Annotated in this window: 27 protein-coding genes, 1 tRNA gene and 2 pseudogenes; 28 read left to right on the top strand and 2 right to left on the bottom strand. The window is 39.3% G+C overall.

Annotation, left to right across the window (positions count from 1 at the left end):
• The first annotated feature begins 21 nt into the window (after positions 1–21).
• The 4 genes from sdhA (at position 22) to FXF70_RS08475 (ending at position 3,918) form a co-directional block, all read left to right on the top strand.
• Positions 22–1,782 (top strand): succinate dehydrogenase flavoprotein subunit, encoded by a 1,761-nt coding sequence (gene sdhA, locus FXF70_RS08490; protein WP_008345971.1) that lies wholly within the window; start codon positions 22–24, stop codon positions 1,780–1,782.
• Position 1,783: 1 nt separating this feature from the next.
• Positions 1,784–2,548, top strand: coding sequence for a succinate dehydrogenase iron-sulfur subunit (sdhB, locus tag FXF70_RS08485; RefSeq protein ID WP_008345969.1), 765 nt, complete (start codon positions 1,784–1,786; stop codon positions 2,546–2,548).
• 123 nt (positions 2,549–2,671) lie between these two features.
• On the top strand, positions 2,672–3,130 hold the full coding sequence (locus tag FXF70_RS08480; RefSeq protein WP_007501614.1) for an acyl-CoA thioesterase: 459 nt from the start codon (positions 2,672–2,674) through the stop codon (positions 3,128–3,130).
• 71 nt (positions 3,131–3,201) lie between these two features.
• Positions 3,202–3,918 (top strand): biotin--[acetyl-CoA-carboxylase] ligase, encoded by a 717-nt coding sequence (locus tag FXF70_RS08475; RefSeq protein WP_129547754.1) that lies wholly within the window; start codon positions 3,202–3,204, stop codon positions 3,916–3,918.
• A 141-nt stretch (positions 3,919–4,059) separates the two neighbouring features.
• On the opposite strand, the gene FXF70_RS08470 is transcribed toward FXF70_RS08475, so the two are convergent.
• Positions 4,060–5,190, bottom strand: a complete 1,131-nt coding sequence (locus FXF70_RS08470; protein WP_017367811.1) for a 2-methylaconitate cis-trans isomerase PrpF family protein — start codon at positions 5,188–5,190, stop codon at positions 4,060–4,062.
• 135 nt (positions 5,191–5,325) lie between these two features.
• On the opposite strand from FXF70_RS08470, the gene FXF70_RS08465 reads away from it, so the two are divergent.
• From FXF70_RS08465 to FXF70_RS19215, 20 genes and pseudogenes are all read left to right on the top strand, one after another.
• Entirely contained in the window at positions 5,326–6,186 is an 861-nt protein-coding gene (locus FXF70_RS08465) for a LysR family transcriptional regulator (protein WP_007501609.1), read from the top strand.
• A 155-nt stretch (positions 6,187–6,341) separates the two neighbouring features.
• A complete protein-coding gene (locus FXF70_RS08460) occupies positions 6,342–7,658 on the top strand; it encodes a CitMHS family transporter (RefSeq protein ID WP_025207747.1) in 1,317 nt (438 codons plus the stop codon).
• 206 nt (positions 7,659–7,864) lie between these two features.
• The gene (gene gerE, locus FXF70_RS08455) at positions 7,865–8,089 is read left to right on the top strand and encodes a spore germination transcription factor GerE (RefSeq protein WP_003184172.1); all 225 of its coding nucleotides are present in this window, start codon (positions 7,865–7,867) and stop codon (positions 8,087–8,089) included.
• 149 nt (positions 8,090–8,238) lie between these two features.
• Complete coding sequence (locus FXF70_RS08450; protein ID WP_007501606.1) at positions 8,239–8,679, top strand: MarR family winged helix-turn-helix transcriptional regulator; 441 nt, start codon at positions 8,239–8,241, stop codon at positions 8,677–8,679.
• A gap of 7 nt (positions 8,680–8,686) precedes the next feature.
• Positions 8,687–9,505, top strand: coding sequence for a glutamate racemase (gene racE / locus FXF70_RS08445; RefSeq protein WP_206677428.1), 819 nt, complete (start codon positions 8,687–8,689; stop codon positions 9,503–9,505).
• A 101-nt stretch (positions 9,506–9,606) separates the two neighbouring features.
• Complete coding sequence (locus FXF70_RS08440; protein ID WP_048003339.1) at positions 9,607–10,668, top strand: GerMN domain-containing protein; 1,062 nt, start codon at positions 9,607–9,609, stop codon at positions 10,666–10,668.
• 151 nt (positions 10,669–10,819) lie between these two features.
• Entirely contained in the window at positions 10,820–11,548 is a 729-nt protein-coding gene (gene rph, locus FXF70_RS08435; protein ID WP_007501599.1) for a ribonuclease PH, read from the top strand.
• A 10-nt stretch (positions 11,549–11,558) separates the two neighbouring features.
• On the top strand, positions 11,559–12,161 hold the full coding sequence (locus tag FXF70_RS08430; RefSeq protein ID WP_148780106.1) for an XTP/dITP diphosphatase: 603 nt from the start codon (positions 11,559–11,561) through the stop codon (positions 12,159–12,161).
• Positions 12,162–12,175: 14 nt separating this feature from the next.
• Positions 12,176–12,700, top strand: coding sequence for a YfcE family phosphodiesterase (locus FXF70_RS08425; protein ID WP_008345914.1), 525 nt, complete (start codon positions 12,176–12,178; stop codon positions 12,698–12,700).
• A 120-nt stretch (positions 12,701–12,820) separates the two neighbouring features.
• Positions 12,821–12,894 (top strand) — tRNA-Arg (locus FXF70_RS08420).
• 793 nt (positions 12,895–13,687) lie between these two features.
• On the top strand, positions 13,688–14,503 hold the full coding sequence (locus FXF70_RS19225; RefSeq protein ID WP_148780105.1) for an abortive infection family protein: 816 nt from the start codon (positions 13,688–13,690) through the stop codon (positions 14,501–14,503).
• Positions 14,504–14,522: 19 nt separating this feature from the next.
• The gene (locus FXF70_RS08410; RefSeq protein WP_148780104.1) at positions 14,523–15,353 is read left to right on the top strand and encodes an HNH endonuclease; all 831 of its coding nucleotides are present in this window, start codon (positions 14,523–14,525) and stop codon (positions 15,351–15,353) included.
• Between the two features lie 39 nt (positions 15,354–15,392).
• A complete protein-coding gene (locus tag FXF70_RS08405; protein ID WP_148780103.1) occupies positions 15,393–16,097 on the top strand; it encodes a hypothetical protein in 705 nt (234 codons plus the stop codon).
• Positions 16,098–16,216: 119 nt separating this feature from the next.
• Positions 16,217–16,472 (top strand): annotated as a pseudogene (locus FXF70_RS08400) (tyrosine-type recombinase/integrase); the annotation flags it as partial.
• Positions 16,473–16,618: 146 nt separating this feature from the next.
• A complete protein-coding gene (locus FXF70_RS08395; protein WP_148780102.1) occupies positions 16,619–17,038 on the top strand; it encodes a nucleotide excision repair endonuclease in 420 nt (139 codons plus the stop codon).
• A gap of 324 nt (positions 17,039–17,362) precedes the next feature.
• Positions 17,363–17,929 (top strand): hypothetical protein, encoded by a 567-nt coding sequence (locus FXF70_RS08390; RefSeq protein ID WP_148780101.1) that lies wholly within the window; start codon positions 17,363–17,365, stop codon positions 17,927–17,929.
• A 223-nt stretch (positions 17,930–18,152) separates the two neighbouring features.
• Positions 18,153–19,037, top strand: coding sequence for a DUF2971 domain-containing protein (locus FXF70_RS08385; protein WP_148780100.1), 885 nt, complete (start codon positions 18,153–18,155; stop codon positions 19,035–19,037).
• Between the two features lie 177 nt (positions 19,038–19,214).
• Positions 19,215–19,826, top strand: a complete 612-nt coding sequence (locus tag FXF70_RS08380) for a hypothetical protein (protein ID WP_148780099.1) — start codon at positions 19,215–19,217, stop codon at positions 19,824–19,826.
• A gap of 199 nt (positions 19,827–20,025) precedes the next feature.
• Positions 20,026–20,241, top strand: coding sequence for a hypothetical protein (locus FXF70_RS19220; protein ID WP_262368818.1), 216 nt, complete (start codon positions 20,026–20,028; stop codon positions 20,239–20,241).
• Positions 20,231–20,548: pseudogene (locus FXF70_RS19215) on the top strand (HNH endonuclease); the annotation flags it as partial. The gene FXF70_RS19220 and the pseudogene FXF70_RS19215, both read left to right, overlap by 11 nt.
• 83 nt (positions 20,549–20,631) lie before the next feature.
• On the opposite strand, the gene FXF70_RS19045 reads toward FXF70_RS19215, so the two are convergent.
• Entirely contained in the window at positions 20,632–21,105 is a 474-nt protein-coding gene (locus FXF70_RS19045; RefSeq protein WP_187424762.1) for a hypothetical protein, read from the bottom strand.
• 1,070 nt (positions 21,106–22,175) lie between these two features.
• Between FXF70_RS19045 and FXF70_RS08360 the strand changes: the two genes are divergently transcribed.
• The 4 genes from FXF70_RS08360 to dltB all read left to right on the top strand — a co-directional run bounded on the left by FXF70_RS08360 (position 22,176) and on the right by dltB (position 26,546).
• Positions 22,176–23,441 (top strand): Kelch repeat-containing protein, encoded by a 1,266-nt coding sequence (locus tag FXF70_RS08360; protein WP_148780097.1) that lies wholly within the window; start codon positions 22,176–22,178, stop codon positions 23,439–23,441.
• Positions 23,442–23,695: 254 nt separating this feature from the next.
• On the top strand, positions 23,696–23,845 hold the full coding sequence (locus tag FXF70_RS08355; protein ID WP_262368823.1) for a teichoic acid D-Ala incorporation-associated protein DltX: 150 nt from the start codon (positions 23,696–23,698) through the stop codon (positions 23,843–23,845).
• A 14-nt stretch (positions 23,846–23,859) separates the two neighbouring features.
• Positions 23,860–25,365: a D-alanine--poly(phosphoribitol) ligase subunit DltA gene (dltA, locus tag FXF70_RS08350; protein WP_058213893.1), complete on the top strand. Its 1,506-nt coding sequence runs from the start codon at positions 23,860–23,862 to the stop codon at positions 25,363–25,365.
• On the top strand, positions 25,362–26,546 hold the full coding sequence (dltB, locus tag FXF70_RS08345; protein WP_129547752.1) for a D-alanyl-lipoteichoic acid biosynthesis protein DltB: 1,185 nt from the start codon (positions 25,362–25,364) through the stop codon (positions 26,544–26,546). Before dltA ends, dltB begins: the two co-directional genes overlap by 4 nt.
• The last annotated feature ends 2 nt before the right edge of the window (positions 26,547–26,548 follow it).

Raw genomic sequence — 26,548 nt, 5'->3', positions numbered from 1 at the left:
AGAAGAGGGAGAGGGGCTACAATGAGTAATTCTAGCATCATCGTTGTCGGAGGCGGCTTAGCTGGTCTCATGGCAACTATCAAAGCAGCAGAAGCGGGAACAGCTGTTAAACTATTTTCAATCGTACCTGTGAAACGTTCGCATTCTGTTTGTGCACAGGGCGGAATTAACGGAGCGGTCAATACAAAAGGTGAAGGAGATTCACCTTATGAGCATTTTGATGACACGGTATATGGCGGAGACTTTTTAGCTAACCAGCCGCCAGTAAAGGCAATGTGTGAAGCAGCGCCGTCCATTATCCACTTACTTGATCGTATGGGTGTAATGTTTAACAGAACACCAGAAGGATTACTGGACTTCCGCCGTTTCGGGGGAACACAGCACCACCGTACAGCATTTGCTGGTGCGACAACAGGTCAGCAGTTATTATATGCACTAGATGAGCAGGTTCGCCGTTATGAAGTAGCGGGGCTTGTGACGAAATATGAGGGCTGGGAATTCCTTGGTGCTGTGTTAGATGACGAGGAAGTATGCCGAGGCATTGTGGCGCAGAACTTGACGACAATGGAAATTGAATCCTTCCGTTCAGATGCTGTCATCATGGCAACAGGCGGCCCTGGTATCGTATTCGGTAAATCAACGAACTCCATGATTAATACCGGATCAGCTGCATCGATCGTTTATCAGCAAGGTGCTCATTATGCTAATGGAGAATTCATTCAAATTCACCCAACAGCGATCCCAGGAGATGACAAGCTGCGTCTCATGAGTGAATCAGCTCGTGGTGAAGGTGGACGTGTTTGGACATATAAAGACGGAAAACCTTGGTACTTCCTAGAAGAAAAGTACCCAGCATACGGGAACCTTGTACCGCGTGACATTGCAACGCGTGAAATTTTCGACGTATGTGTGGAGCAAAAGCTTGGCATCAACGGAGAGAACATGGTGTACCTAGATCTTTCTCACAAAGATCCAAAAGAGCTTGATATTAAGCTTGGTGGAATCATTGAAATCTATGAAAAATTCATGGGTGATGACCCGCGTAAGCTTCCGATGAAAATTTTCCCGGCTGTTCATTATTCAATGGGCGGATTATGGGTTGATTATGATCAAATGACGAATATCAAAGGCTTGTTTGCTGCAGGAGAATGTGATTACTCTATGCACGGCGGAAACAGACTTGGTGCAAACTCATTGCTTTCTGCGATTTACGGCGGAATGGTTGCTGGACCAAATGCTGTGAAATACATTAGCGGTCTTGAAAAGTCTGCAGAAGATTTATCATCTGCAACATTCGACAGTGCCGTGAAGAAAGAGCAGGAGAAATGGGACAACATCCTTAGCATGGATGGCACAGAAAATGCATATGTGCTTCATAAAGAGCTTGGAGAATGGATGACGGACAACGTGACAGTGGTTCGTTACAACGAGAAGCTCTTAAAAACAGATCAGAAGATTGAAGAACTGATGGAGCGCTATAAGCATATTAACATCAACGATACAGCTTCATGGAGCAACCAAGGCGCTGCCTTCACGCGTCAGCTTGACAACATGCTTCAGCTGGCACGCGTCATTACGATTGGGGCTTACAACCGGAATGAAAGCCGAGGCGCACACTATAAACCGGAATTCCCAGAAAGAAACGATGAAGAATTCCTAAAAACAACGATGGCTACGTTCAAAGGGAAAAACCAAAAACCTGCATTCCACTATGAGGACGTCGATGTATCGTTAATTGCACCTCGTAAACGAGATTACTCGAAGAAAAAGGTGGAGAAATAAGATGAGTGAAAAAAACACGATTCAATTTATTATCACACGTCAAGATACAGCAGATGGCAAGCCTTATGATGAGGAATTCGAAATCCCTTACCGTCCGAATATGAACGTCATTTCTGCACTTATGGAAATCAGACGTAATCCGGTCAATAAAAAAGGTGAAAAAACAACGGCGATCAACTGGGACATGAACTGTCTTGAAGAAGTATGTGGCGCTTGTTCCATGGTCATTAATGGAACGCCTCGCCAGTCATGTACAGCACTGATCGACAAGTTAGAGCAGCCGATTCGTCTTCAGCCGATGAAAACGTTCCCGGTTGTGAGAGACTTGCAGGTTGATCGAAGCCGTATGTTCAATTCATTGAAAAAAGTCAAAGCATGGGTGCCAATCGATGGCACATATGATCTTGGACCTGGACCAAGAATGCCTGAGAAAAAGCGTCAATGGGCGTATGAGCTTTCAAAATGTATGACATGTGGTGTCTGCCTTGAAGCTTGTCCAAACGTGAATGATAAGTCTTCCTTTATGGGCCCTGCACCGCTTTCACAAGTTCGTCTATTTAACGCACATCCGACAGGTGCAATGAATAAGTCTGACCGTTTAGAAGAAATTATGGGTGATGGCGGTCTCGCAAACTGCGGGAACTCTCAAAACTGTGTGCAGGCTTGTCCGAAAGGAATCCCGCTCACAACATCAATTGCAGCACTTAACCGAGATACAACATTACAAGCTTTCCGTAACTTCTTCGGAAGCGATCACGCAGAATAACATCACATTCAGTCCTCCTTGCCAATCATGATGAGTGTTTACAAGAGGCTGGATGCAAAAACATAACAAACGCCTCTTCCAATACGGGAGAGGTGTTTTGTTTGCGAATAAGGAGTGGATCAAATGAGACTGCCGTCATATATTGAAGAACCGTTTGAAGAGTGGAGGGCATCGTTTCGATTTTATGTGGAAACAACCGTCCGTTTTTCAGAAACGGATATGTTTGGTCACATGAACAATGTCACCCCGTTTGTGTATTTTGAAGAGGCGCGGATTGCCTTCTTTCAAAAAACGGGAATTGTAGATAAACGAATGAAGCGAGCGAGAGAGACGATTACGGTCGTGGCAAACCTTCAATGTGATTACATCAAGCAAGTGGAAATCGGTGAGAGGCTGCGTGTGTATGTAAAGCCAGAAAAGGTTGGATCAAGCTCTCTCATCCTTCATTATTTAGGAGAAAATGAACAGCAAGAACCGTGTTTTACAGGCTCAGTCACGATGGTGCAAATAAGTAAAGACACCGGTGCCCCTGTACCGTTTACAGAAGAGGAAAAAGAGACTTTTCAGGCCCAGCGACATTAAAGAATCACGGTCACATGTTTCATTTTGTTATAATAAAAAGATCATATGAAGATGAAACAAAAGGAGAGCACATGAAGATTTTTCAATACGACACCATTGATAGTACAAATAATGAAGCGAAAAGGCTCATTCAGCAAGGAGAAATCCCTTCATTTGCTGTATATGCCCGGCAGCAGACAGCAGGGAGAGGCAGGCTTGGCAGACCGTGGGAAACGCCTACAGGAAATGTGGCTGTCACGATGACAGTAAAACCGCCAGTAGATATCTCCACCCAATCAACGATTGCCCCGCTGACGGCACTCGCGATTTATGATGTACTCAAACCACTCATGAGAGCAGAGGATCAGCTGGCGATCAAATGGCCAAATGATCTATTGATTAATGAAGCGAAAGTATCTGGCACATTAATTGAAGCAGACCGTAGCGCCATTTACATCGGTGTGGGCATCAATGTAGAGACAAAGCCCGAGCACGTTCCGTATAAAACCGTTTGCCTATCAGAACTGACTGAGGTGAAAGCGGACCAGCTAGTGAAAGATTTGGTAGCGGCCTTTGAAAAATACCATGCACGCTGGCAAATGGAAGGATTTGAAGCCCTCACTGCCCTTTATAACAAACGATTATATCGGCTGAATCAACCGCTTCGTATTTCACTAGATCGTGAAAAGCAAACATGGCAGGAAGGAACTTGCTGTGGTGTGAACCGTTATGGTCATATTCAGTTAAAAGATGATCAAGGACATATAAAAGCCCATTCAGCAGGAGATATTGATGCACCGCCCAATTAGACAATTTCTCGTTCGATGAGTGTGTATAAAACCGTTGCATTCGATGTTAGAACGGATTGCTTTAAGATCTTCACACTGAAAAAAAGACAAAGAGCTAAAATCAGTTCATTTTAGCTCTTTGTCGACATGATGACGTCTCATTTATGCTTCTCTTTTTATTTGAGGTTGAACCATGTAGTCTTTTTTTGTAAAGACCACTCCATCTAGGATTTCTCTTGCGGTTCGAATGACTTTCACTCTATTTTGTGAGATATCAATTTCAGTTTGCATAATACCAGCAGGATGACCAATTCGAAGTGTATCATCTTGACCTTGAAACAGCTGTGCCGGAAGCGTTTGATCCATGAAACAGCTGGCTGACACACAGACAGATCCGGTGATGGCAAGTGCTTGGTGCGGTCTTTGCATCGATAGCATCCGAACGATGATGTCCATATCTGCTGCTCTTCTCAATATTCCATTTGTATCTACATAATCAGCAGGCTCGCTGATAATTGCAAGCTTAGGAACAGCTGGAGACTGTAATGTGGCCAGTTCTTTTGGTGCAAAGTGGCACATTTCAGCAGCGATGGAACGAATCTCTTCTAAATCATCCAGCAATTCGTCTGTAAACTCCTCAGGCAATTCAGTTCCTTTTAATTGAATATCTTTGGCACGGACAAAGGCGATTGGATTTGCAATGTCTACGATTGAGATCGGAATCTCTCCAAACTTTGTCTGGATCGTATCCATTTTGTTTCCAGTCGGAAAGGTTTTACCTGTGACAGCGCCTTCAGGTTTCTCAAAGGATAAATAAATGGGAGAACCTGTTCCTTTCACTCCTGGAATTTCTGCCTGTCCTTCAAATTTCACTTCTCCATTCTCGACTTCTACCTCTGCCACAATGATTTTATTCGTGTTGGTATTCAAAATACGTACCGTTGTGACAGGCTCAACTGCTTGGACAAGTCCTTTAATGATGGCATACGGTCCAACTGCTGATGAGATATTCCCACAGTTTCCTTTAAAGTCGACAAACCTTTCATTGATGCTGACTTGTGCAAACGTATAGTTTACATCCACATCTGGACGAGTGGCTTTATCGATAATGGCCACCTTACTTGTTAAAGAATTACCGCCCCCGATTCCATCAACTTGCAGCCGGTCAGGGCTGCCCATAATGTCTAATAGAAATGCTTCGAGCTCATCGTGTTCGTAAGGTGCATCATTTGCTTGAATGAAGACCCCTTTGCTTGTACCGCCTCGCATGATTGTGATTGGAACTTTTCTCATTGCTCTCACCCTCAATTGTTTAGTTACTATTTATCTAATCAAAATGGTAAAGTATAATAAGAAATAAGTTAAATACATTATTTTAAGAGAAACTGATAAAATATTTTTATAACAAGGTCAAAAGGAGGGCACACAATGGATGAGAAAGATTGGCGGTTTTTAAAGGTGCTATATGAAGAGAAGAACATCACAAAAGCGGCAGAAAAATTATTTGTATCGCAGCCTGCCTTAAGTTATCGATTGAAACAGCTTGAAGAGGAATTTGACATGAAGCTTTTCTTTAAAAGAAAGCGAGGCATTGAATTTACATCAGAGGGCGAATACTTGGCTAAATACGCAAATGACATGCTCAAGCAGCTCCAGCAAACGAAAGATGGCATGCTCAATATGCAAAAAAAGGTCAAAGGAACGATCAGGTTAGGGGTGTCGAGTAACTTTGCTCAATATAAACTGCCGGAAATTTTAAGAGAGTTTTCTAAGCAGTATCCACATGTTCAATTTATGGTGAACACAGGATGGAGCACAAAAGTCATGGATTTATTAGGGACATCAAGTGTACATTTAGGGATTTTAAGAGGAGATTACGACTGGAATGGAGAGCGATTTTTGCTTGATAAAGAACGCCTTTGTATCATTTCAAAATCAGAAATACAGCTAAAGGACCTTCCGAAACTGCCGCTCATTGACTATCACACGGATAGTTCATTAAAACGATTGATTAACAGATGGTGGCAGGAGACGTTCACGATGCCTCCGCTTGTGACAATGGAGACAGACAGGCAAGATACATCAAAAGAGATGGTGAAGCATGGTTTAGGTTATGCCATTGTCCCGGAAATTTGCCTCAGACCAAGTGATGAGCTATTTGTAAAAGGTCTTTCGTATAAAGATGGACAGCCTGTTTTAAGAGATACATGGCTCATGTACCAGCCGGATTCCCTTCATTTGTCTGTTGTGAAAGCATTCATTGAGTTTTTAAGAAGTCAGCAAGGCTAATTATAAAAAAAATTTATTGAATAGACGAAAAAATCGATATTTTCATTATAAAAAAAGCTATTATATCCTTGAAATAGAAAGCGCTAACATTTCGGGCCGCAAGTGCAAAAGGGGCGCTTGTGGATCGTGTAAAGAAGAGGATGGAGGGATATGAAGTGCTAGCTATTTTAGGGATCTTGATGGTTGTGACTTTTACATTTCTTATTATGACAAAACGTATGCATCCGGTGGTGGCTCTAACCGTTGTGCCAATCATCTTTGCATTAATCGGTGGATTTTACAGCGGATTAGGGGACATGATGCTTGATGGACTCAAGACCGTTGCACCATCTGCTGCTTTATTGTTATTTGCCATCTTATTCTTCGGTGTCATGCTGGATGCTGGATTGTTTGACCCATTGATCAAACTGATTTTACGTCTTGTGAAAGGCGATCCGGTGAAAATTGCTTTTGGGGTAGCGATTTTGTCTATGCTTGTTGCATTAGATGGTGATGGAACGACAACGTACATGATTACCGTATCAGCTATGCTGCCACTTTTCTTAAGAATTGGGATGAACCCACTGATTTTAGGGACGATTTCATTATTATCATTAGGCATTATGAGTGGAATGACGCCTTGGGGCGGTCCAGCCACTCGTGCGATTGCTGCACTTGGTTTAGATGCAGCGGAATTCTTCATTCCATTACTCCCGACGATGATAGGGGGCGGTCTTTTTATCCTTTTTACAGCGTATGTTCTTGGAAAAAAAGAACGGAAGCGCATTGGGGTTGCCGAGATTCAGTATAAAGAAGAGGTCTCGATCTCTCCTGAATTGGCGGCATCAATTGAAGATGGCGTTGCAGATATGAAGAGACCAAACCTGATTTGGGTCAACTTCTTCCTGACGATTGCTGTCATGGTGACACTTGTATTGGATATCGTACCGATTCCTGTACTCTTTCTCATTGGCTTTGTCATTGCGCTTATGATCAACTATCCAAAAGTTGAAGATCAGCGTGAGCGGATTTTATCGCATGCAGGAAATGCCTTAACGGTCATTACCCTTGTGTTTGCAGCAGGAATTTTCACAGGCATTTTTTCGGGAACAAAAATGGTGGAGTCCATTGCTCACTTGGTCATTTACATGATTCCAGATTCATACAGCTCATTTTTTCCACTCATTGTCGCGTTGACGAGTATGCCATTTACATTTGTTCTTTCAAATGATGCGTATTATTTCGGGGTGCTGCCAATCTTAGCTGAAGCCGGCGCAGCTTACGGAATTGATCCAGTAGAAATTGCGCGCGCCTCTATTATCGGACAGCCTGTCCATTTACTGAGTCCGCTTGTGGCTTCCACATTACTACTTGTGAGTATGCTGAATAAAGATATCGGTGATTTGCAAAAGTACGCACTGTTATGGACCGTACTCACAGCCCTGTTTACAACACTTATTGCTCTTTTAACAGGAGCCATTTCGATATTTTAAAAGCTTGTTTGATCAAGGACGATGTCTCTATAGGGGACTCGTCCTTTTTTGTGCGGTTTGAAGGGGAGCAAATTGGACGCTCATCTACGGGAATTCTCGATTTTAACGTCACCTACCTCAAGTACCCGGCATATGATATCTCGACTATACAGAATCCCATTCTATAGAGACTAGAGCTCTCACCTTAGCAAGGAGGGTTACAATACTTGAAGGAGAAAGAGTTTCAATCCAAGCCGCTATTAACCAAAAGAGAAAGAGAAGTATTCGAATTGCTCGTCCAAGATAAAACAACAAAAGAAATTGCAAGCGAGCTTTTTATTAGCGAAAAGACTGTTCGAAATCATATTTCGAATGCCATGCAAAAGCTAGGAGTCAAAGGTCGTTCACAGGCCGTAGTCGAGCTTCTGCGTATGGGTGAGCTAGAGCTCTAACGTCAGCCGGTTTTCCTTCCGCACCAGGGAGGAGCCGGTTATTTCTATATGGTTTCCATGAGTCTCTTCTTGCAATTTCATTGAAAAACAAGGAAAATAGGAATGTACGTTTTAATCAAAGTGAGATGCTATAGTGAGGTATCAATGAAATGGAAACGAATGAGTCAGGCCATGTTGCAGAAATTGAAAAATCATTGCGTCATATTGCTGCAATCATTAAGCAAAAAGGTAGAGAAATTCTGAATCAATATACGATTACACCTCCTCAATTTGTAGGGCTTCAGTGGCTTTATGAATTCGGAGATATGACAATAGGTGAGTTATCACAAAAGATGTATTTGGCATGCAGCACGACAACCGATTTAATTGATCGAATGGAAAAAAGTGAACTTGTTGAACGGGTGAAAGATCCGTCTGACCGCCGCGTGGTTCGCATTCATTTATTGCCTGAAGGTGAGCGGATCATTCAAGAAGTGATTGTCAAACGCCAAGAATACGTCAGTGAACTTCTAGGGGCTTTCTCAGAAGAAGAAGCCATCGTTTTCAACCAATCTTTAACGAAACTACAGCAGCAAATGAAAAGAAAATGAGGCGATTTTGTTGGATCAACCAATCGGCGTGATTGATTCCGGCGTAGGCGGTTTAACCGTTGCGAAGGAAATCATGAGACAACTGCCAAAAGAAAAGATTATTTATGTAGGCGACACAAAACGATGTCCATACGGCCCTCGAGCAGAAGAAGAGGTTCTTCAATATACATGGGAAATGGCACACTACCTATTAAGACATCACCATATTAAAATGCTTGTCATTGCGTGTAACACTGCGACGGCGATAGCACTTGATGAAATTAAAGCAACACTTGATATCCCGGTCATTGGCGTAATCCAGCCCGGAGCCCGCACAGCGATCAAGGTCACAAACAATCAGCATATTGGCGTCATCGGCACAGTCAATACGATCAAAAGTGAGGCCTATAAAGAAGCACTGCTTTCTTTAAAAGCAGGACTAACTGTTCAAAGTTTGGCATGTCCATTGCTTGTGCCATTTGTGGAAAGTGGTACGTTTTTAGATCATGCAGCAGATGAAGTCGTAAAAGCTTCTCTTGAACCGATGAAAGAAACAGGCATTGATACACTCATTCTGGGCTGCACACACTACCCGATTTTAAAAGAACCGATTCAGCGCTTTATGGGCAGTGGCGTCAACATCATTTCTTCAGGAGACGAGACAGCGAGAGAAGCGAGCACCATTCTTTCATATAAAGGGCTGTTAAATGACTCGAAGGAAGAGCCTGTTCATACGATTTACACAACAGGGCAGCAACAAAACTTTCAAAACATCGCTCAAGACTGGTTCGGCTACCTGCCAGGAAAGGTCGAAACGGTTTCGCTTGAACACGTATATCAGCAATAACCTACTTCTCATGGAAGTGGGTTATTTTTTTATGAAAAGGGTCTAATCCTCTGAGGGAGCTCGTATACATACTAGTACAAACCACTAGAGGAGGGTGAAGTATGCTGAAAAAAGGAACTACAGCAGCTGTTACGTGTATTGCGTCAGCCATGCTTTTATCAGGATGCGGATTGTTTCAAACAGACCAAGCGAAAACAGAGATTGATCCACCACAAAATGTCACGTTTGTGAAAGAAAATAAAGAAGAGAAACAAACAGCGAAAGAAGGAAAAGAAGAGAAGCAAGCAGATACCGTCATGAGAGAATTATATTTAATTGATAAAAATGGCTATGTTGTGTCTCAATCCATTCCGCTGCCGAAAAACGAAGGAAGTGCGAAACAAACACTTGAATACCTCGTAGACGGGGGACCGATTTCTAACCTGATGCCAAATGGATTCAGAGCCGTGCTGCCGGCGGACACGAGCGTATCTGTCGATATTAAAGATGGCACTGCGGTTGTTGATTTCTCAAATGAATTCAAAAACTATAAAAAAGAAGACGAACAGCGCATTTTGCAATCAGTCACTTGGACATTAACGCAGTTTGACTCAGTAGCGAAAGTCAAATTAAAGATGAATGGCCATGAATTAAAAGAAATGCCTGTGAATGGGACGCCGATTTCAGATGATTTAAGCAGAGAGGACGGCATTAATATTCAGCACGAGGCTGCGGCTGATATGACATCGACAAAGCCTGTGACCGTCTACTATTTAGCTGAATCTGATGAACAGACGTACTATGTCCCGGTGACCAAAAGAGCACCAAAAGACGAGGATGATCCAATTACAGCAGCCATTGATGAGCTCGTCTCTGGGCCAAGCAAAACAAGCCAATTGCTGACAGACTTTGATCAAGATGTGAAGCTAAATGATGTCCCGAAAGTAAAAGACGGTCATGTGACCCTTGATTTCAATGAATCCATTTTTGGTAGTGCAGATGAAAAGAAAAAGGTCATATCACAAAAAGTTCTTGATAGCATTGTGCTGACATTAACAGAGCTGCCAGATGTGAAAAGCGTGTCTGTGAAGGTAAACGGAAAGGCAGAGCTTGTGAACGAAAAAGGAACAGAGCTTACAAAGCCGGTTTCACGACCAGAACAAGTGAATACAGGTAGTTTTTAACGTCACACATTGATATAATGGATAAAAAGAGGCATGCACATTCGCTGCCTCTTTTTTATTCCAAGCGATTAGAACGGATCGAGGTTGTCAAAGTTAATAGGAGAACCCCGCTGACACCCGCGCGGAATGTATATTGTAACGGAGGTAAAACATGAGATTAGATGAAAGACAATACGACGAATTAAGAAAAATTGAAATACAGGCAGGCTATATTACGCACCCAGAAGGCTCTGTCTTAATCTCAGCGGGAAATACGAAGGTGATTTGTAACGCATCTATCGAGGACCGCGTACCTCCTTTTTTAAGAGGAGAAGGAAAAGGCTGGATTACAGCAGAATATAGCATGCTTCCAAGAGCAACAGCTCAAAGAACGATAAGAGAATCATCTAAAGGAAAAGTCACAGGACGTACAATGGAGATCCAGCGTTTAATTGGACGAGCTCTGCGCGCTGTCGTTGATTTAGAAAAGCTTGGTGAACGCACCATTTGGATTGATTGTGATGTTATTCAAGCAGACGGCGGAACACGCACAGCTTCTATCACAGGTGCATTTGTGGCCATGACACTAGCGATTCAAAAGCTTCAATCAGAAGGCGTTTTGAAAGAAAATCCGATCACTGATTATTTAGCCGCGATATCCGTCGGAATTGATTCTAAACAGGGACTTCTGTTAGATTTAAATTATGAAGAAGATTCTTCAGCTGAAGTGGATATGAATGTCATTATGACAGGCGCTGGACGCTTTGTTGAACTTCAAGGTACTGGCGAAGAAGCGACATTCTCAAGAGAACAACTAAACGGACTGCTTGATTTAGCCGAAAAAGGCATCAAAGAATTAATTGAAAAGCAAAAAGCAGTGACAGGAGAAGTTATCGAATAAAGAGAAGGGTTTGATCAGGATGAAAACTGCCATCATCGCAACGCACAATGCGGGCAAAGCGAAAGAATTCAAAGCCATTCTTGAGCCAAAAGGATTCACGGTCAAAACACTTGCGGACATCGGATTTACGAAAGAGATCGAAGAAACAGGACATACCTTTGAAGAAAATGCGATCATCAAAGCCGAGGCCATTCAAGCCAAAGCAGGTGAAATGGTGATTGCAGACGACTCGGGTCTGTCGATTGATTACCTTGGCGGAAAACCTGGCGTCTATTCAGCGAGGTACGCGGGCGAGCATAAAGACGATGCCGAGAACGTGGAAAAGGTGCTAAGTGAGCTGCAAGGCATTGAAAAAGAAGACCGCACTGCTAGATTTAGATGTGCCCTTGCTGTCAGTATACCGGGGAAAGAAACAAAAACGGTAGAAGGATCAGTAGAAGGCTTTATCGCAGAAGAACCGATCGGCGAAAACGGCTTCGGATACGACCCAATTTTCATCGTCAAAGACAAAGACCAGACGATGGCCGAGTTATCACCAGAGGAAAAAAACAAGATCAGCCATCGAGCGGTCGCGCTTCAAAAGCTTTCATCATTGCTAGACGCAAATGAATAAGGGGGAATGAAGCCATGAAGATACTCATCATTAGTGACAGTCATGGACTCACAGACGAACTTCAAACCATTGCCAAACGGCATGCGGCTGAAGTGGACATGATGATTCACTGCGGAGATTCAGAACTCGAAACGAACCACCCAGCACTCGAAGGATACAAAGTCGTCAAAGGAAATTGTGACTTTATGGGCGATTTTGAAGAAGAGCTCCTGCTCCCACTGGATGGAGGCGGAAAACTATTTCTCACTCACGGACATCTGCATGGCATCAAACAATCCTTGCTTCAAGTCTACTACCGTGCAGAAGAGCTAGGCGCAGACATTATCTGCTTTGGCCACTCGCACATCCCTGGCAGTGAACTGCTAAGAGGAAAACTCCTCATTAACCCAGGCAGCGTGCACCTGCCAAGAGTGCGCAAAGAGCGCAGCTATGCTATACTGACACTAGATGGAAGCGAAGCAAACGTACAGTTTTTCACGGACGAAGGTCACGTCATACAAGACCTCGAAAACACTGTCACATTGGAAGGTATTTCATAAGGGTGCAGCATTTGCCCCTTATGAAAAAACTTTCGAAAAACCGTTGACTTTAAAGAACAATAGTAATATAATAAATCTTGTCGCTGAGGTAATACGCCAAAGCACACTACATAACAACATGTCCCAGTAGCTCAGCAGGATAGAGCAACGGCCTTCTAAGCCGTCGGTCGGGAGTTCGAATCTCTCCTGGGACGTCATAATACTTACATATAAACGGTGTTAATGCCGTATTGTATAAGCCTTTTAATTCGTTAGTTGAAACGGTCGAAGAATCGGTCAACAAACAAATTAGGAGGTTTATTTTTTATTTCAAAAAGAAAAAACATTAACTGTGAAAACTGATCTTTCTGACATTTTCAACGCAAAACAAGAGTGCAAAGTTATGCAAGGTTATCCAGTAGAAAAAGTACTTGCAGCTGTCCTTCGTCAAATGAAGGTAGCAGGACTAAGAGAACGCACAATAAGTATTTAAGAGCTTCATGTGACCCATTTCAATAAATTCGCTGGAGTAAAAGTAATTGAGGAATTGACAGCAGACCATATTTATTTATGGTTGTCTTCTATGAATGTTAGCAATCAAACAAAATTAACTCGGCTAAAATGCCTGAAGACTTTTTTCAGCCGTTGTTTTAATAATGCTTGGATTGAAGTTGATTTTTTGAACAATCTCAAAATAAAAGTCGATAATCTAGTAAAAAAAGAGAAACTGATCGAGAAATAAAAATATTACTTTCCATGCTTGAATTAAATCAACCAAATATAAAAATACTCGCTAAAGCATTAGTAGACATTTATATAGACGGAATTAGACCAACTAGGGATAACCAAGAGAGTTGTATTGGAGAGATAGTGAACTTTACTGAAAATAAATATCTATTGGTGAAAATTTAAAGCTTTCCCTTGTGGAGAGCTTTTTTCTTTGTAAACTACTAGCCTAAAGTGTCCTTTTTTGTAATAATTTGAATTATAGAGATTGGGGGAATACTTTTGTTAAATAAACGGACAATCCACACTTTTTATGACTTACTAACAGGCTACGGCACACTTGCAACCATTCAAAAGCTTTTTGAATGTGAATACATTTTTGAAGCTGAAAATCATGTTTCCACTTTAAGTGGACAAAGACGTTTACTTGCTGACTCTTACGTTTCTTCGATTAATTTAAATAATCCTAGCGATCTACGAAAATTGTTCAATGTAATCGAAATGTTCTACCTCGAAAATGAAGAAAACGAATACTTTCAAAACGATACAACTTGGAAGCAATTTGTAAAGTTGTTAGAACGCGATGGCTATGCTTTTGCAAATGGGAAGGTTCAATATGAAAACTCTACATTCATTCCACATGAACTTGAGAGCTTCACTGGGGAGTACAACATTCAACACGTTGAGAATGATTGGAATAGAGCTTTAAGTCAAGCAAAGACTGATCTAGAAGACGCAATTACTGCAACAAGAGCGATGGTTGAAAGTACATTGAAATGGATTCTAGACGACATTGGAGAAGAATATAAAGAAACGGACAACTTGAACCAATTATATAAGAAGGTTGCTCAATTGCTTAATATGTCTCCAGACCAACATGGTGAAGAAATTTTTAAACAAGTTCTTGGTTCAATTAATGGGGTTGTAACAGGACTTGGAGCATTGAGAAATGCTTACGGTGACTCACACGGTAAGTGGAAAATCTATTATAAGCCAAGTGAACGACACGCAAAATTTACAATCAATTTAAGTGGAACACTTTGTATTTATCTTTTAGAAACATACTTGGTCAGTAGAAAGACTCCTTCAACTAAGTGAGCAAAGAGGTGAGGAATTTATGGCAGCAAAAGACGAACATTTAGCTCTCAGTTCTGGTATTGGTTTAGCAGGATTAGCTGTTTCGAATTTTTGGGATTATAGTTCAGAAGCATTTTCTTGTTTCAAAGACGAAATTATTGAGAGTATTGTTAAACCAAATAAAATGACGGCAATTCATCACTATTTGTATTTCTTTCAAGACATTGAAGATGAATTGGACAAAATATATAAAAACGTCGACGAGCTAGAATGGATTTATAACTTCATGGTGAGAACACTTGAAGGAGTAAACTTGCAACCAAACATACCGACTCCAGTCTTTAAAAGTTGTAAAGACGAATATCATGAAGAATGTAATTGTAGAGATATTGTTGAACAGCTAATGGACTACATAAATGAACACCAAGAAGAAATTGATGAACTGATTGTTCACGCAGCATTTCAATTTATTTTTCAAGATAGAAAGTTCTTGCATGATTTTCATTTGGAGCTTTCTGCATTTATTCAAAAACACATGGACGAAATTGAGGAGCAATATCCAGAGTATGTTACAAGTAAGAAACGGATTAAACGAGTTTACTTTCCGAAATGGTTGACCGAAGCTGTTTTTTATCGAGACAAAGGAACTTGCTCAAATCCAGCATGTCGTTGTGACCTTTCCAACTTGATCAGAACACAAAACACAAAGCACATTGACCATATTGTTCCATTGGACTTGTATGGCAGCAATGACGCTTCCAACTTTCAGTTGTTGTGTCAACCATGTAACACTTCAAAAGGAGCAAGGTCGACTGCGAGTAGTTCGGTAAATGCACCGTATTGGAATTTAGATAAGCCAGATAAAGTGTAAGGAGGGAGAACGAATGAGCGAACAGGTTCAGTTGAACGTGTGGTACCTAAACATAAAAGAGAGCAATTCATTTTAATTTATAAAAAATTGCAAGAAAAGTTCGGTACAACAATGGAGACCCTTTTTAATGATATTGAAGGTTCTGCAAATGATTATAAAGAAAGATTGGCTGAAGAATACGGAACTGCCTACAATTATGAAATCGTTGACCCTAGTCACATTTTTGAACAAATTGAAATGAAATCTTACGAGTATTCCAAAGCTGAAAAACTCATGGAATACAATTTCCAATTATCGTTGTTAGCAACAGCATATCAAATTTTTGAGCAGCAATTGAGAGGATTTATTTATTCGGAGCTAAACCATAGAACAAGTCCGATAAAAACTAAAGAGAAATTCTCTAAATTTGGTTTTAATATGGCTCAAATAAAAGAAGCGTACGAATTTTTAAAGTACGATTTAACAAAGACTTCCCAATGGGAGACGGTAGAACTATTAGCTGATCTTGTGAACACATACAAGCACGGAGACGGGCGTTCTGCTAATAGGCTGTATAATAAGAATCCAGACTTGTTCTTAAAAGGTTACCTTGGTGACGAGAGACTTATGGACGTTGAGCTAACAACCAATAGTGAGATTGTTTTCGATATTGAGAAGGTTGGTTTTAAGAAATATACAAAAGCATTAATTGGATTTTGGGAAGACTTTCCTGAACACTTAAATCCTATTGTGACAATTGATTAAATGTAAGACTATTTTCTCTCTTTAATCGTCTTATGCAAGAAGAACGCCGCATCTTGATTATGCTCTACATGCACGCCGTAGAAATGTATAATTATGAAATTTATGCTGACTTTGCTCTAAGCAGGCAAGGGGAAAATAAAGCTATAGATAAATCAGTGGCATACCGCATTCTTAGAGAAGCAGCTGAACAAGTAAACATTACTGAAATAGGCGCACACATTAAGGAAGACCTTCGGCTACCATTTCTATAAAAAGACAAAGGATGTGGCCATACTACAAGAAATATTCAATCATTCTAGTCCAGATATCACATTGAGGTACATCGGAATTAATCAAGACAATATGGATTACGCAATGATGAAGTTTAAGATATAATTGTTAAAATATTACTACATCAAAAAATATCATAGAGTGCAGTCGTTAGAGAGGTTTAGAATTACCTTTATGTATTAAGGGTTACAGCGATTCCGCGAGTACAACACACTATATGTTATGGTGTAGTGAGAAGGAGAGAAATATTGATGTCTATCAAGATTGAAATTCCTCAAATGATATTCAGTTTTAAAAAGGGTGAACTGCATAACATTCCACATCGAAGCGGGATATATATCATCTTTGGATGTAATGATGACGTTTTGTATGTTGGTAAGGCAAAAGAATTGAGAGGTAGAGTGAAAGGACATTTCGCAGGGACAACATCGCTGAAAGATGTGGCTCATAACTTTTATGAAGTGAGTGGTTTCTTTAGTGATGATGAAACGGAAAGAGACATCTATGAAACATACATAATCAATATATTGAAACCTAAATTAAATATTGAAAAGGCATATACCTATAAAACTTCAAGGTTCGATGATGTATTTCTAAGTGAAGAAGCTAAGCAGCGTAGTTTGGAGAAGCTGAAGAGAATTGATGAGTCAATGGATCAGTTTGGACTTTAATGTGAAAATGGTGGGAGGGACTACTTTGTTTAAAGAAGAAGATTTCTGCAAGTGTCAGGATAATCCGGGAGTTTATACGGTAAATGGAGAATGGGGTTACTGGATGCATTGTACAAAATGCGAAAGGCCATTAGAGGATGAATTTCATTATTATAATGAACCTGAATTATATTGATTTGAAAAAGGCACACTTTTGGCACGATATTGGCAAAGCATTTTGTCTGAGAGCGGCTTCCATTGCAGAGGTCGTTTTTTCGTTCGACAAAATTTGCGAATAATAAAATTTTCACATGACAGGTCGATATATCATCTGGGGGATCATATATGACTAGGAAACTTGGAGAATCTAAAGCTGTTACAAAATATTTAAAAGGTCGTTATAAAAAAAAGTATAAAAAAATATTAAAAACAACTTTCGACGAAGATGTTAAATTACAAAAAGACATTATCTTAGATCATGATAAAGATGAATTAAACATGATGTTAAAAAGAATTGAAGCTTCTATAGAAGTAGAGAAAGACACTCAATCTTTATACAGTCAGCCTTTTTCAATAATACTTGTTATGGTAACTGTTATGATGTCAGCATCAATGGCAATGGTATCAAGTTTTATGTCACTTATGAATAATATCTTTGGTAAATATTTAGACAGTCAAGATATTAAAAAGATTAATTTTAACGAGTTGTTTGACTCTCTATCTAGTTTTAAACATGTAATTCAATATGTGTTAGTAAGTGCTGCTGTGCCTTTTTTGGTTTTGATGGTTTTTTGGACTTGTATTTATGCAAAGCGGCATAAATCCATTGGAAGGTTATATGCAACCTTGGTTTTATTGGAAGAGTGTATAGAGAATTATGATCAAGTAGTAAAGCAGCAAGTTAATACTTGATTAATATAAGAAATGGAATATGGTATTAGGTGATAAATTGAGAGCGGTTTCCATTGCGGAGGTCGCCTTTTTTATTGGTAAGAGAATGGAGCATTAAAAGAAATGATGAATTAATGAAGTGTATTTTTTTGAATTATCAGCTCTGAATGATATGTAATAATTTTCTAGTGGTCTTAAAAATACTTTTAAAAAACCGATGTTAAAAGAAAAAAGGTGATTATGAATGGAATTTGATTATGTGCATAACAAAATTAATAACTATCTACAAATGGATCAAGAGTTAAATCCTTTATATCATTATACTAGTGTGCACGGATTAGAAGGAATTATAAAGAATAAAGAACTCTGGGTTTCGCATTCAGATTTCTTAAACGACAAGACAGAGCGACAATATACATTTAATTTATTTTATAAGATATTAGTAGAGAGAGTTAAAGAGGCTTCGTTAGATTTTCTTTATGTGGAGTGGATAATACAAACTATAATTAAATTGGAATATCCAGCATATGTTTTGTCTTTATCTAAAAATGAGGATTCAAATTTACTCTGGTCAAATTATTCAAAAAATGATGGTTATAACATAAAATTTGATTTTACCTCTTACAGATCAGACTTCTTCATAGATCAAGATAAAGTTGCTGGTCGCAATGGTTTATTTAAATCTAAAGTTATATATGATGAAAAAACACATCACCAAGCTATAAATGAACTAGTTGATGATTATATAGGATTATTTAATAAGTACGTTGATCTTGATAAAAAGAGCCTTGAGGAAGATCCGTATATTACTCAAACAGCAACTAGTCTACATATAACTTTCCTGTTATTTTCAGCTTTTTTTAAAGATGCGTGTTTTAAACAAGAGGAAGAGCATAGAGTTGCCATTGTTCCAACAAAAACAGGAAATATAAATTATGATTGTCGAATCTTAAACGGTGCATTTATCCCTTATATAAAAATTAAACTTAAAGACAGTCAAATTAAAGGAGTTACAATTGGACCAAAAAATAAAATGGATATATCCGAGGAAGGTCTAAGATACTTTTTGGAGCGAAATAATTTGAGTGAAATAGATATTAACCAATCAAAAATTCCTTATAGATATTGATGTTTTGGCTTAAGAATGGCACACTTTTGGCACGATCTTGGCATAGCATTTTGTCTCAGAGCAGTTATGATGGTATTAGGTGATAAATTGAGAGCGTCTTCTATTGAGGAGTCGCTTTTTTATTGAATTATTATAAATCAATCAATCCCTTCCGATATATGTATAAGGAGGGATAAGATGTCTAGTGATGAAAATAAATATATTGAAGCGGCGAGAATAGCAGCAGAAACAGCCTCAAGTAATACACAACTAACGATGATTTTTTCTATAGTAGGTGCCATATTAGCCTTTATAGGTGTGTGTGTTACTGCATGGATTACTTATAGGAATGCAACTCGGAGCACTGTAATTGATGCACTCACAAAACAAAGGATAGAATGGTTAAATAGTGTAAGGAAAAATTTTGTTGATTTTAATAATTTAACTCATGAGCTTTTTTTTGCATTCAATCTTAAAGAAGAAAAAAGCTACATCCATGAAAAATATTACATGTTAGAGAAAGCCAAAACTAATATTAGCTTATTGTTAAATCCAAAAGAGATATGGGTTCGAAGTCTTAATGATAAATCTAAGGAGTTATTAGATGAGATTATGTCAACAAATACTGAGGGAAATGAGATGGATAAGATAAAATCTCTTCGTGAATCTATTTATTTCAATCAACAAGTTATCTTGAAATCTGAATGGAAGAGAATAAAAGATGAAATAAAAAAAGGTAGAGAACTCAAACCAAATGAGGTCGATTCCATTTACGAACAAACATCTTTTGAAATCAAAAAGTTTATTTGAATTAAGTTAATTTTTAAGCATCCTTCGGGGTGCTTTTTATTTTGGGGAGGGACACAACGTGGACAGCTCACTCAGGGAACTAATCATTAACACAGCAATTGGACACGCAATAAGGACAGACCAATTATATAACGGTCTTAAAGCTCTTAATAAAAGGGGGTGTATATGGGCGGATGGGGAGATCATCAGGGGGGTAGGGATGCTTGGGTCTTATGGTGTGAGGGATAGGCAAGCTATAGACAGCCTTCTACATGTCAGCCAGTCGATGACCTATGAAGCAGCTCGATCCTATCTAGCGTCATATCAAAGGCAGTATAGGGAGTTTTATGCTGTACAGAAAGTGGGGCATCTTCATGCCTTTGTTTTGGTTGCGATGATAGATGAGAGGAAAGCTGGTGAATCCAATGCCACCTAAACCATTGAGGGAGTGTAAGGTGCGAGGGTGTAGAGAGTTAACAAGGGATGGTTATTGTCCTACTCATGCTGATGGCAAGCAACAGGAAGCGAAGTATTACAACAAACATGTTCGCGATAAACAATCAACAAGTTTTTATAAATCAAGAGAATGGAAACAGACAAGACAACTTGTTCTAATGCGAGACAATTACCTTTGTCAAAGCTATTTAAAATAAGATCGTGTGTTTCCTGCTGACATGGTTCATCACATATTGGAATTAGACTTAAACAAACGCCTAGACTTAAACAACCTTGAAAGCATGTGTATATCACGTCTGCTTCTGAATATCACGATGGGTAACAATAGTAAACTGAAAAGCCCTTCCATAATAATGAAGGGACTTTTTTGTTATTTAACACGATCGATGTTAGTATCTACTTCCGAGATCCATTTTTTTGTTGTGGTTGTTTTGTATTTGCCGTTAACATATATTTTTGTGGTTGCTTGGTATTCAGCTTTAGTATACTTTTTAATCCATCTATACTTTTGTACTGCTTTTAATTTTATTTCACCTTTTGCCGAGACATAACCAGATACCATCCAAGCAAACGCAGCAGCTGCAGCAGGTCCAAGCTGTAAAGTTGCGGTTAAGTATCTTGTAATATGAAACATCCCATAGGTGGCAGCTGATGCAACTACATAAGAAGGTATAGTGTAATTAGATGAGAATTGTCCGTCCCATTTTGCTCGAGCTTCCAATTCATTATTTAATAAGTTCTCACTAGTAACATATAGGGAAGGTTCATAGTTTATTTGATTTTTAGAAATCACTTCATTCTGCTGCGCCAATAAAGGAGTGCTGTTGACAGAAAGCATTAACACCAAAGACATACTAACAAGAAACAAAGATCTAAAGAAAATGTAATATAATTTATTATAAGCAAAAAGGTGTTTTAATTCCAATTTTTATGTAATAAAATGTATATGATTTAAACAAAGGGGTGAGATGGCGGTGAAGCATTTTTTAACGGCAATCGTAGTAGCTATCATTGTGGGGATCATTGTTTATGTTGCAGATAATCGTTTAGGTATGTTTCCGTTGATGCTAATTTTAGCGGTTGCGATCTATATCGTAAGCAGGATTAGTGAATCATTGATAAAAAAATACTCCAAAGAAAATAGTTAATAACACAGCCCCTCCCACTGGAAGGGCGTTTTTTAATGAACCTTCATTTTTTCTTCTCTTTATCTCATCCTAATACACCATTAATTAAGACAAGCTTCTTAACAGCCTTACGAATCTCCTGCTCAGTCATCGCAGAGATTAATGTTAAATAGAAAGAACATTCTTTCTCTAACTTAAAAAATTAAGGTGTATAGTAGAAGGAGAATATGAAATGAGTAAGGAGGAATTCTGGGGTGTACAAAATCAAATCAGTGATTGACAAGGGGAGCAGTTCTTTGGCTATAGAGTTGATACTGGAAAAGGGTATTTTATAGAAGAGCATGCTTTGAGATTTATACTTTCCGAACATGATTACATATATGATGCACTTGAAGAGAAATTTGAGAAATGTTATGAGGATACAAGAAGCTAGTTAGTCACGCGCTTTCAGGAGAAACCTGATTTAGAGATCTTTTCTATTGGTTTTGGGGACAGTGTGTATCAAAGCTTTTGAGGGCTGGATGAAAACGTGGAACTTGTTTGCCTTGTGACGGATTTTTTAATAACGGACTGAGAAGAAACCCATGAATCATGGGTTTTTTTGATGGAGGAATACAAAAATATGAATTGATTCTAATGAGGAAGTCTGATTTTGGAAATTTATAGGCGCATTGGGGAAGCAGTAAGTAAATAAGTAATAAATATATATATAAGTAACAAAAACATGAAAAAAATAAATAACTATCCGATATTTGTTGTGTAAACAAATTGAAGGAGTGTGGTTATCTTGAAAAAATGGTTTTTTATTTTCATTTTATTATTTTCTGCATTAAGTTATCCATTACAATCAATAAAAGCAGAAACGCTTGAATGGGAAAAACGAGAAGAGCTACCAGATGCAAGAGTAGGAGCTGTAAGTGAAGTATATGATGGGAAAATCTATGTAATAGGTGGAACGGGTCCAAGTAAGGCATATTCTAATACTACTTATGTATATGATCCGAAGTTAGATAAATGGTCAGAAAAAGCTGGTATGAAGACAGGCCGCATGGGTGCTGCTAGTGTAATTGTTGATGATCGTATATATGTAATGGGGGGGAGAACAGAACAAGGATTAACAAATAGCGTAGAAGTTTATAATATCAAAATGGATACTTGGGAAGATTCAGTAGAGCTCCCGTTTGAAAGAAAGGTATCTGCTTACAATTTATATGCAGGTGCCATTGATGGGAAGATCTATGTAGTTGGATACGATAGTGCATTAAAGGCAGATAGGTACAACAATACCTTTAGTTATGATTTGAAAACAAAAGAATGGACCAAAAAGAAAAAATTTAATTTTGAAGCTACTTCGGGAAATGCAGTGGTTGTGAAGAATAAGCTTTACATTTTATCTGGATCAGAGGTCTTAGTAAAAGGAATTTATGAATATGATCCTATAGTAGATCAATGGAGGGGAGTTAGTAGTGGTGGAGCTATTGCACCCTATTATTCTGCAGTCATGTATGAAAATTATATTATAAGAACGGGTGGAGTTTCTAGAGTTACACTCTATGATTTAGAAACTAAGACATCAAAAACTATACCTAACACTTCTGCACCTTATCGAATGGGACATGTATCCGCACTTGTTAATGATACGCTCTATGTAATTGGAGGAGTTGAACAAAGTTCAAGTGCCCCAACTAACGCTAGAGCAAATTTCAAATCTAATTTATCTATCTCATTAAAGAGTCTTAAAAACACTGAAACTGAACCACCTGGCGACAAAGACCCAGAACCAACCACACCACCAAAAGACGATACAACAGATGAAGACGGCGATGCTCTCCTCATCATCACAATGGTCAATGGCTTACAGAAAGAGTATGACCTTTCAATGAAAGAAGTCAACGCCTTTCTATCCTGGTACAAAAAGCGAGATGCCGGCGAAGGTCCAGGGTTTTATGAGATTGACGAGCATGACAACAACAAAGGTCCTTTTGAAAGTAAAAAGGACTATGTGGTATTCAACAACATTCTCATGTTCGAAGTGAATAAATATAAAAAGTAAATAACAACAAAGCCATCTAGTCTAACTAGGTGGCTTTTGCGTTTGTTCGACAGCTTTCACCAATTTTAAGGCAAATTTAAGCTTCTATTTCATTTCAATTACATTAAATCTTTGTTACAATAAGACAGCTTTGCCTGAAGACACGTTCATACTTTGGACATCTTTTTTTCATCAATTCTTAAAATTTTTATGTTTTGATATGAAACTCTTTTGATGATCCATGCGTCTTTATAAGTGTCAAAAGAAAAGAGGTTATCAATATGCTATTCAAAAAGCTATCAGAAAATAAGTCTGTAAAATGGATAGGATATACAAGCTTTCACTTACTTATTTTGCTATTATTGTTCTTTATTTACGGATTCCATACAGCAAATACGGGATCATTCATTTACAACGATTTTTAATTGGAGATTAAACTATGAAACTATTACACACGATTCATGAATACCAACAAACGAAACCGACACAGCCAGCATTTGTTTCTCAACATGCTTCGATCACATATGATGAGCTTTGGCGTCTATCAGACCAAATGGCTGGTGCGATCGATGCAGTCGCAGCTGGCAGTGAACCTGTCATTGTATACGGTCATATGGAGCCAGAGATGCTGATTTCTTTCTTAGGTACTGTGAAATCAGGCAGACCCTATATTCCGGTCGATATCTCAATACCTGTCGAGCGCATCGTCTCAATCATTGAAAGCTCAAAAGCCAGTCTATTGATATGTGCAAATGAGCAGAATGTATTAGATGTAGAAGAACATATTGAAGTGAAGAGTGCGGCATCGCTTTTAGCACTTGAAAAAGAAGCACCCCCATCCACGCAGTGGGTTCAACAAGATGATGTTTTCTACATTATTTACACGTCTGGCAGTACCGGAAAACCGAAAGGCGTTCAGGTAACAGCCAATAATTTAGAAAGTTTTACAGAGTGGATGTGCCGCGATTTCCCAATTGGTGAGGGGCGCACGTTCTTAAATCAAGCGCCGTTTTCTTTTGACTTATCAGTGATGGATCTCTATCCAACGCTTCAATCAGGCGGCACGCTTTACTGTTTAGTGAAAGATCTTGTGAATAAGCCGAAGGATATGTTTGCAGCGCTTGGTCAATCTGACGTTGAAGTGTGGACATCCACACCTTCCTTTGTGCAAATGTGCTTAATGGATCCTTCCTTTACAGGGGAGCTTTTACCAAAGCTAAACGTTTTCCTTTTCTGCGGTGAGGCACTTCCTGTCTCTGTAGCAAGTGCGCTTCTTGAGCGTTTTCCTAAGGCGCAGGTCTTTAATACGTATGGTCCAACTGAAGCAACTGTTGCGATTACATCGATTGAAGTCACGCAGGAGATTCTTGATCAGCACGATTCTTTACCAGTGGGTTATGCCAAACCGGATACAGATATCGTCATTTTAGATGAAGAAGGCAAGACACTCCCTGATGGGGAAAAAGGGGAAATTGTCATCGTGGGGCCAAGCGTCACGAGAGGCTACTTAGGTGAACAAGCCTTAACGGATAAAGTGTTCTTTGAATACGAAGGACGCCCTGCTTACCGCACAGGTGACGCAGGTGTGGCGCAGGATGGTTTGATTACGTGCCACGGTCGTCTGGACTATCAAATTAAGCTACATGGATACCGAATGGAGCTTGAAGAAATTGAATATCATGTAAGCGAGACAACCTATGTCAATGCTTGTGTGATTGTGCCGTTTCAGCCAAACGGGCATGTGGAGTACTTAATTGCAGCAATTGTCCCAACCGAGCATTCCTTTGAAAAAGAATATCAGCTGACAAGTGCGATTAAGAAAGAAATGGCGGATTCACTGCCTGCGTACATGATTCCAAGAAAGTTTGTCTATCTTGAGCAGCTGTACATGACGCCAAACGGGAAGGTTGACCGTAAAAGAATCGCGAAAGAGGTTCTTCTATGATTCCGTTTAGTTCATTCTTTTTCTTCATTCTAATTGGTATTCTTCTTTTGCCGACGATGATTCTTGGTCTTCGCGGCAAAAGAATGCAGGGCTACAACATGTTTGCAACGGTTGTGGCGCTGGCGCTTATTTTCTCAAAGGATGCACATGGCGCTTTGCTGCTGTTCCTGTTTACAGTATGGCAAGTCTTGATTATCCGCCTATATCTTGCGTACCGGTTGAAGGCGAACAAGGCGTCTGTCTTCTATATGGCAGTGGTGGCATCTATTTTGCCGCTTGTACTATCAAAGGTTTTACCGTTCTTTTTAACTCATCAGCCGCATCAACCGCCGCCAATGAACTGGCTGAGCTTTTTGGGGATCTCGTACTTAACATTTAAAGGTGTTCAGTTAATTATCGAGACAAGAGACGGCTTGATTAAAAAGAAAATCCCGATTCACCGTTTGGTTTATTTCATCGTCTTTTTCCCGACGATTTCATCAGGTCCAATCGATCGTTACCGCCGGTTTGAAAAGGATATGGATACACCGCCTGAAAAAGAAGCGTACAGTGACCTTCTATATGCAGGGATTCATAAAATTTTTATTGGGTTCTTATATAAGTTCATTATTGGTTATCTCATTCACACGTATATTCTCATGAATATTCATCACATTAGCAGCAGTCACTTTGTTCAACAGTTAACGTATATGTATGCGTACAGTATGTATTTGTTCTTTGACTTTGCTGGATATACAGCATTTGCTGTAGGTGTGAGTTATATCATGGGCATTAAATCACCAGAAAACTTTAATAAACCGTTTATCAGCCGTAATATTAAAGACTTCTGGAATCGCTGGCACATGTCGCTATCCTTCTGGTTCAGAGATTATGTGTTTATGAGATTTGTGTTCTTTATGACAAAGAAGAAGTGGATCAAGAACCGGATGGCTGTATCAAATATTGGGTACTTTGTCCTCTTTCTATTGATGGGTGCTTGGCATGGTCTAGCCCTTCAATACATTATTTACGGACTATATCACGCAGTTGTGATGTCCGGTTACAATTTATTTGAGAAGTGGAATAAAAAGCACAAGTGGTGGCCGGATAATAAGGCCACAATGGTTGTGTCGATCATTATTACATTCCATGTGATTTGTTTCGGATTTTATATTTTTTCAGGAAAACCATTTCATCATTAATG

The sequence above is a fragment of the Bacillus sp. Y3 genome (assembly GCF_008123875.1).
In the GTDB taxonomy this organism is placed as follows: Bacteria; Bacillota; Bacilli; order Bacillales; family Bacillaceae; genus Bacillus; species Bacillus altitudinis.
The sequence above is the reverse complement of the archived record's forward strand: the minus strand, read 5'-3'. Positions and strand labels throughout refer to the sequence as shown.

What these genes read in the sequence shown, in the direction of transcription:
- FXF70_RS08475 (WP_129547754.1), top strand. Translation starts at nt 3,202, where the DNA reads ATGAAGATTTTTCAATACGACACCATTGATAGTACAAATAATGAAGCG.
- FXF70_RS08395 (WP_148780102.1), top strand. Translation starts at nt 16,619, where the DNA reads ATGTCTATCAAGATTGAAATTCCTCAAATGATATTCAGTTTTAAAAAG.
- FXF70_RS08470 (WP_017367811.1), bottom strand. Translation starts at nt 5,190, where the DNA reads ATGAGAAAAGTTCCAATCACAATCATGCGAGGCGGTACAAGCAAAGGG.
- FXF70_RS08385 (WP_148780100.1), top strand. Translation starts at nt 18,153, where the DNA reads ATGGAATTTGATTATGTGCATAACAAAATTAATAACTATCTACAAATG.
- dltB (WP_129547752.1), top strand. Translation starts at nt 25,362, where the DNA reads ATGATTCCGTTTAGTTCATTCTTTTTCTTCATTCTAATTGGTATTCTT.
- rph (WP_007501599.1), top strand. Translation starts at nt 10,820, where the DNA reads ATGAGATTAGATGAAAGACAATACGACGAATTAAGAAAAATTGAAATA.
- FXF70_RS08465 (WP_007501609.1), top strand. Translation starts at nt 5,326, where the DNA reads ATGGATGAGAAAGATTGGCGGTTTTTAAAGGTGCTATATGAAGAGAAG.
- FXF70_RS19220 (WP_262368818.1), top strand. Translation starts at nt 20,026, where the DNA reads ATGCTTGGGTCTTATGGTGTGAGGGATAGGCAAGCTATAGACAGCCTT.
- FXF70_RS08410 (WP_148780104.1), top strand. Translation starts at nt 14,523, where the DNA reads ATGGCAGCAAAAGACGAACATTTAGCTCTCAGTTCTGGTATTGGTTTA.
- FXF70_RS08440 (WP_048003339.1), top strand. Translation starts at nt 9,607, where the DNA reads ATGCTGAAAAAAGGAACTACAGCAGCTGTTACGTGTATTGCGTCAGCC.
- sdhB (WP_008345969.1), top strand. Translation starts at nt 1,784, where the DNA reads ATGAGTGAAAAAAACACGATTCAATTTATTATCACACGTCAAGATACA.
- FXF70_RS08380 (WP_148780099.1), top strand. Translation starts at nt 19,215, where the DNA reads ATGTCTAGTGATGAAAATAAATATATTGAAGCGGCGAGAATAGCAGCA.
- FXF70_RS08390 (WP_148780101.1), top strand. Translation starts at nt 17,363, where the DNA reads ATGACTAGGAAACTTGGAGAATCTAAAGCTGTTACAAAATATTTAAAA.
- FXF70_RS08450 (WP_007501606.1), top strand. Translation starts at nt 8,239, where the DNA reads ATGGAAACGAATGAGTCAGGCCATGTTGCAGAAATTGAAAAATCATTG.
- FXF70_RS08480 (WP_007501614.1), top strand. Translation starts at nt 2,672, where the DNA reads ATGAGACTGCCGTCATATATTGAAGAACCGTTTGAAGAGTGGAGGGCA.
- sdhA (WP_008345971.1), top strand. Translation starts at nt 22, where the DNA reads ATGAGTAATTCTAGCATCATCGTTGTCGGAGGCGGCTTAGCTGGTCTC.
- FXF70_RS08425 (WP_008345914.1), top strand. Translation starts at nt 12,176, where the DNA reads ATGAAGATACTCATCATTAGTGACAGTCATGGACTCACAGACGAACTT.
- dltA (WP_058213893.1), top strand. Translation starts at nt 23,860, where the DNA reads ATGAAACTATTACACACGATTCATGAATACCAACAAACGAAACCGACA.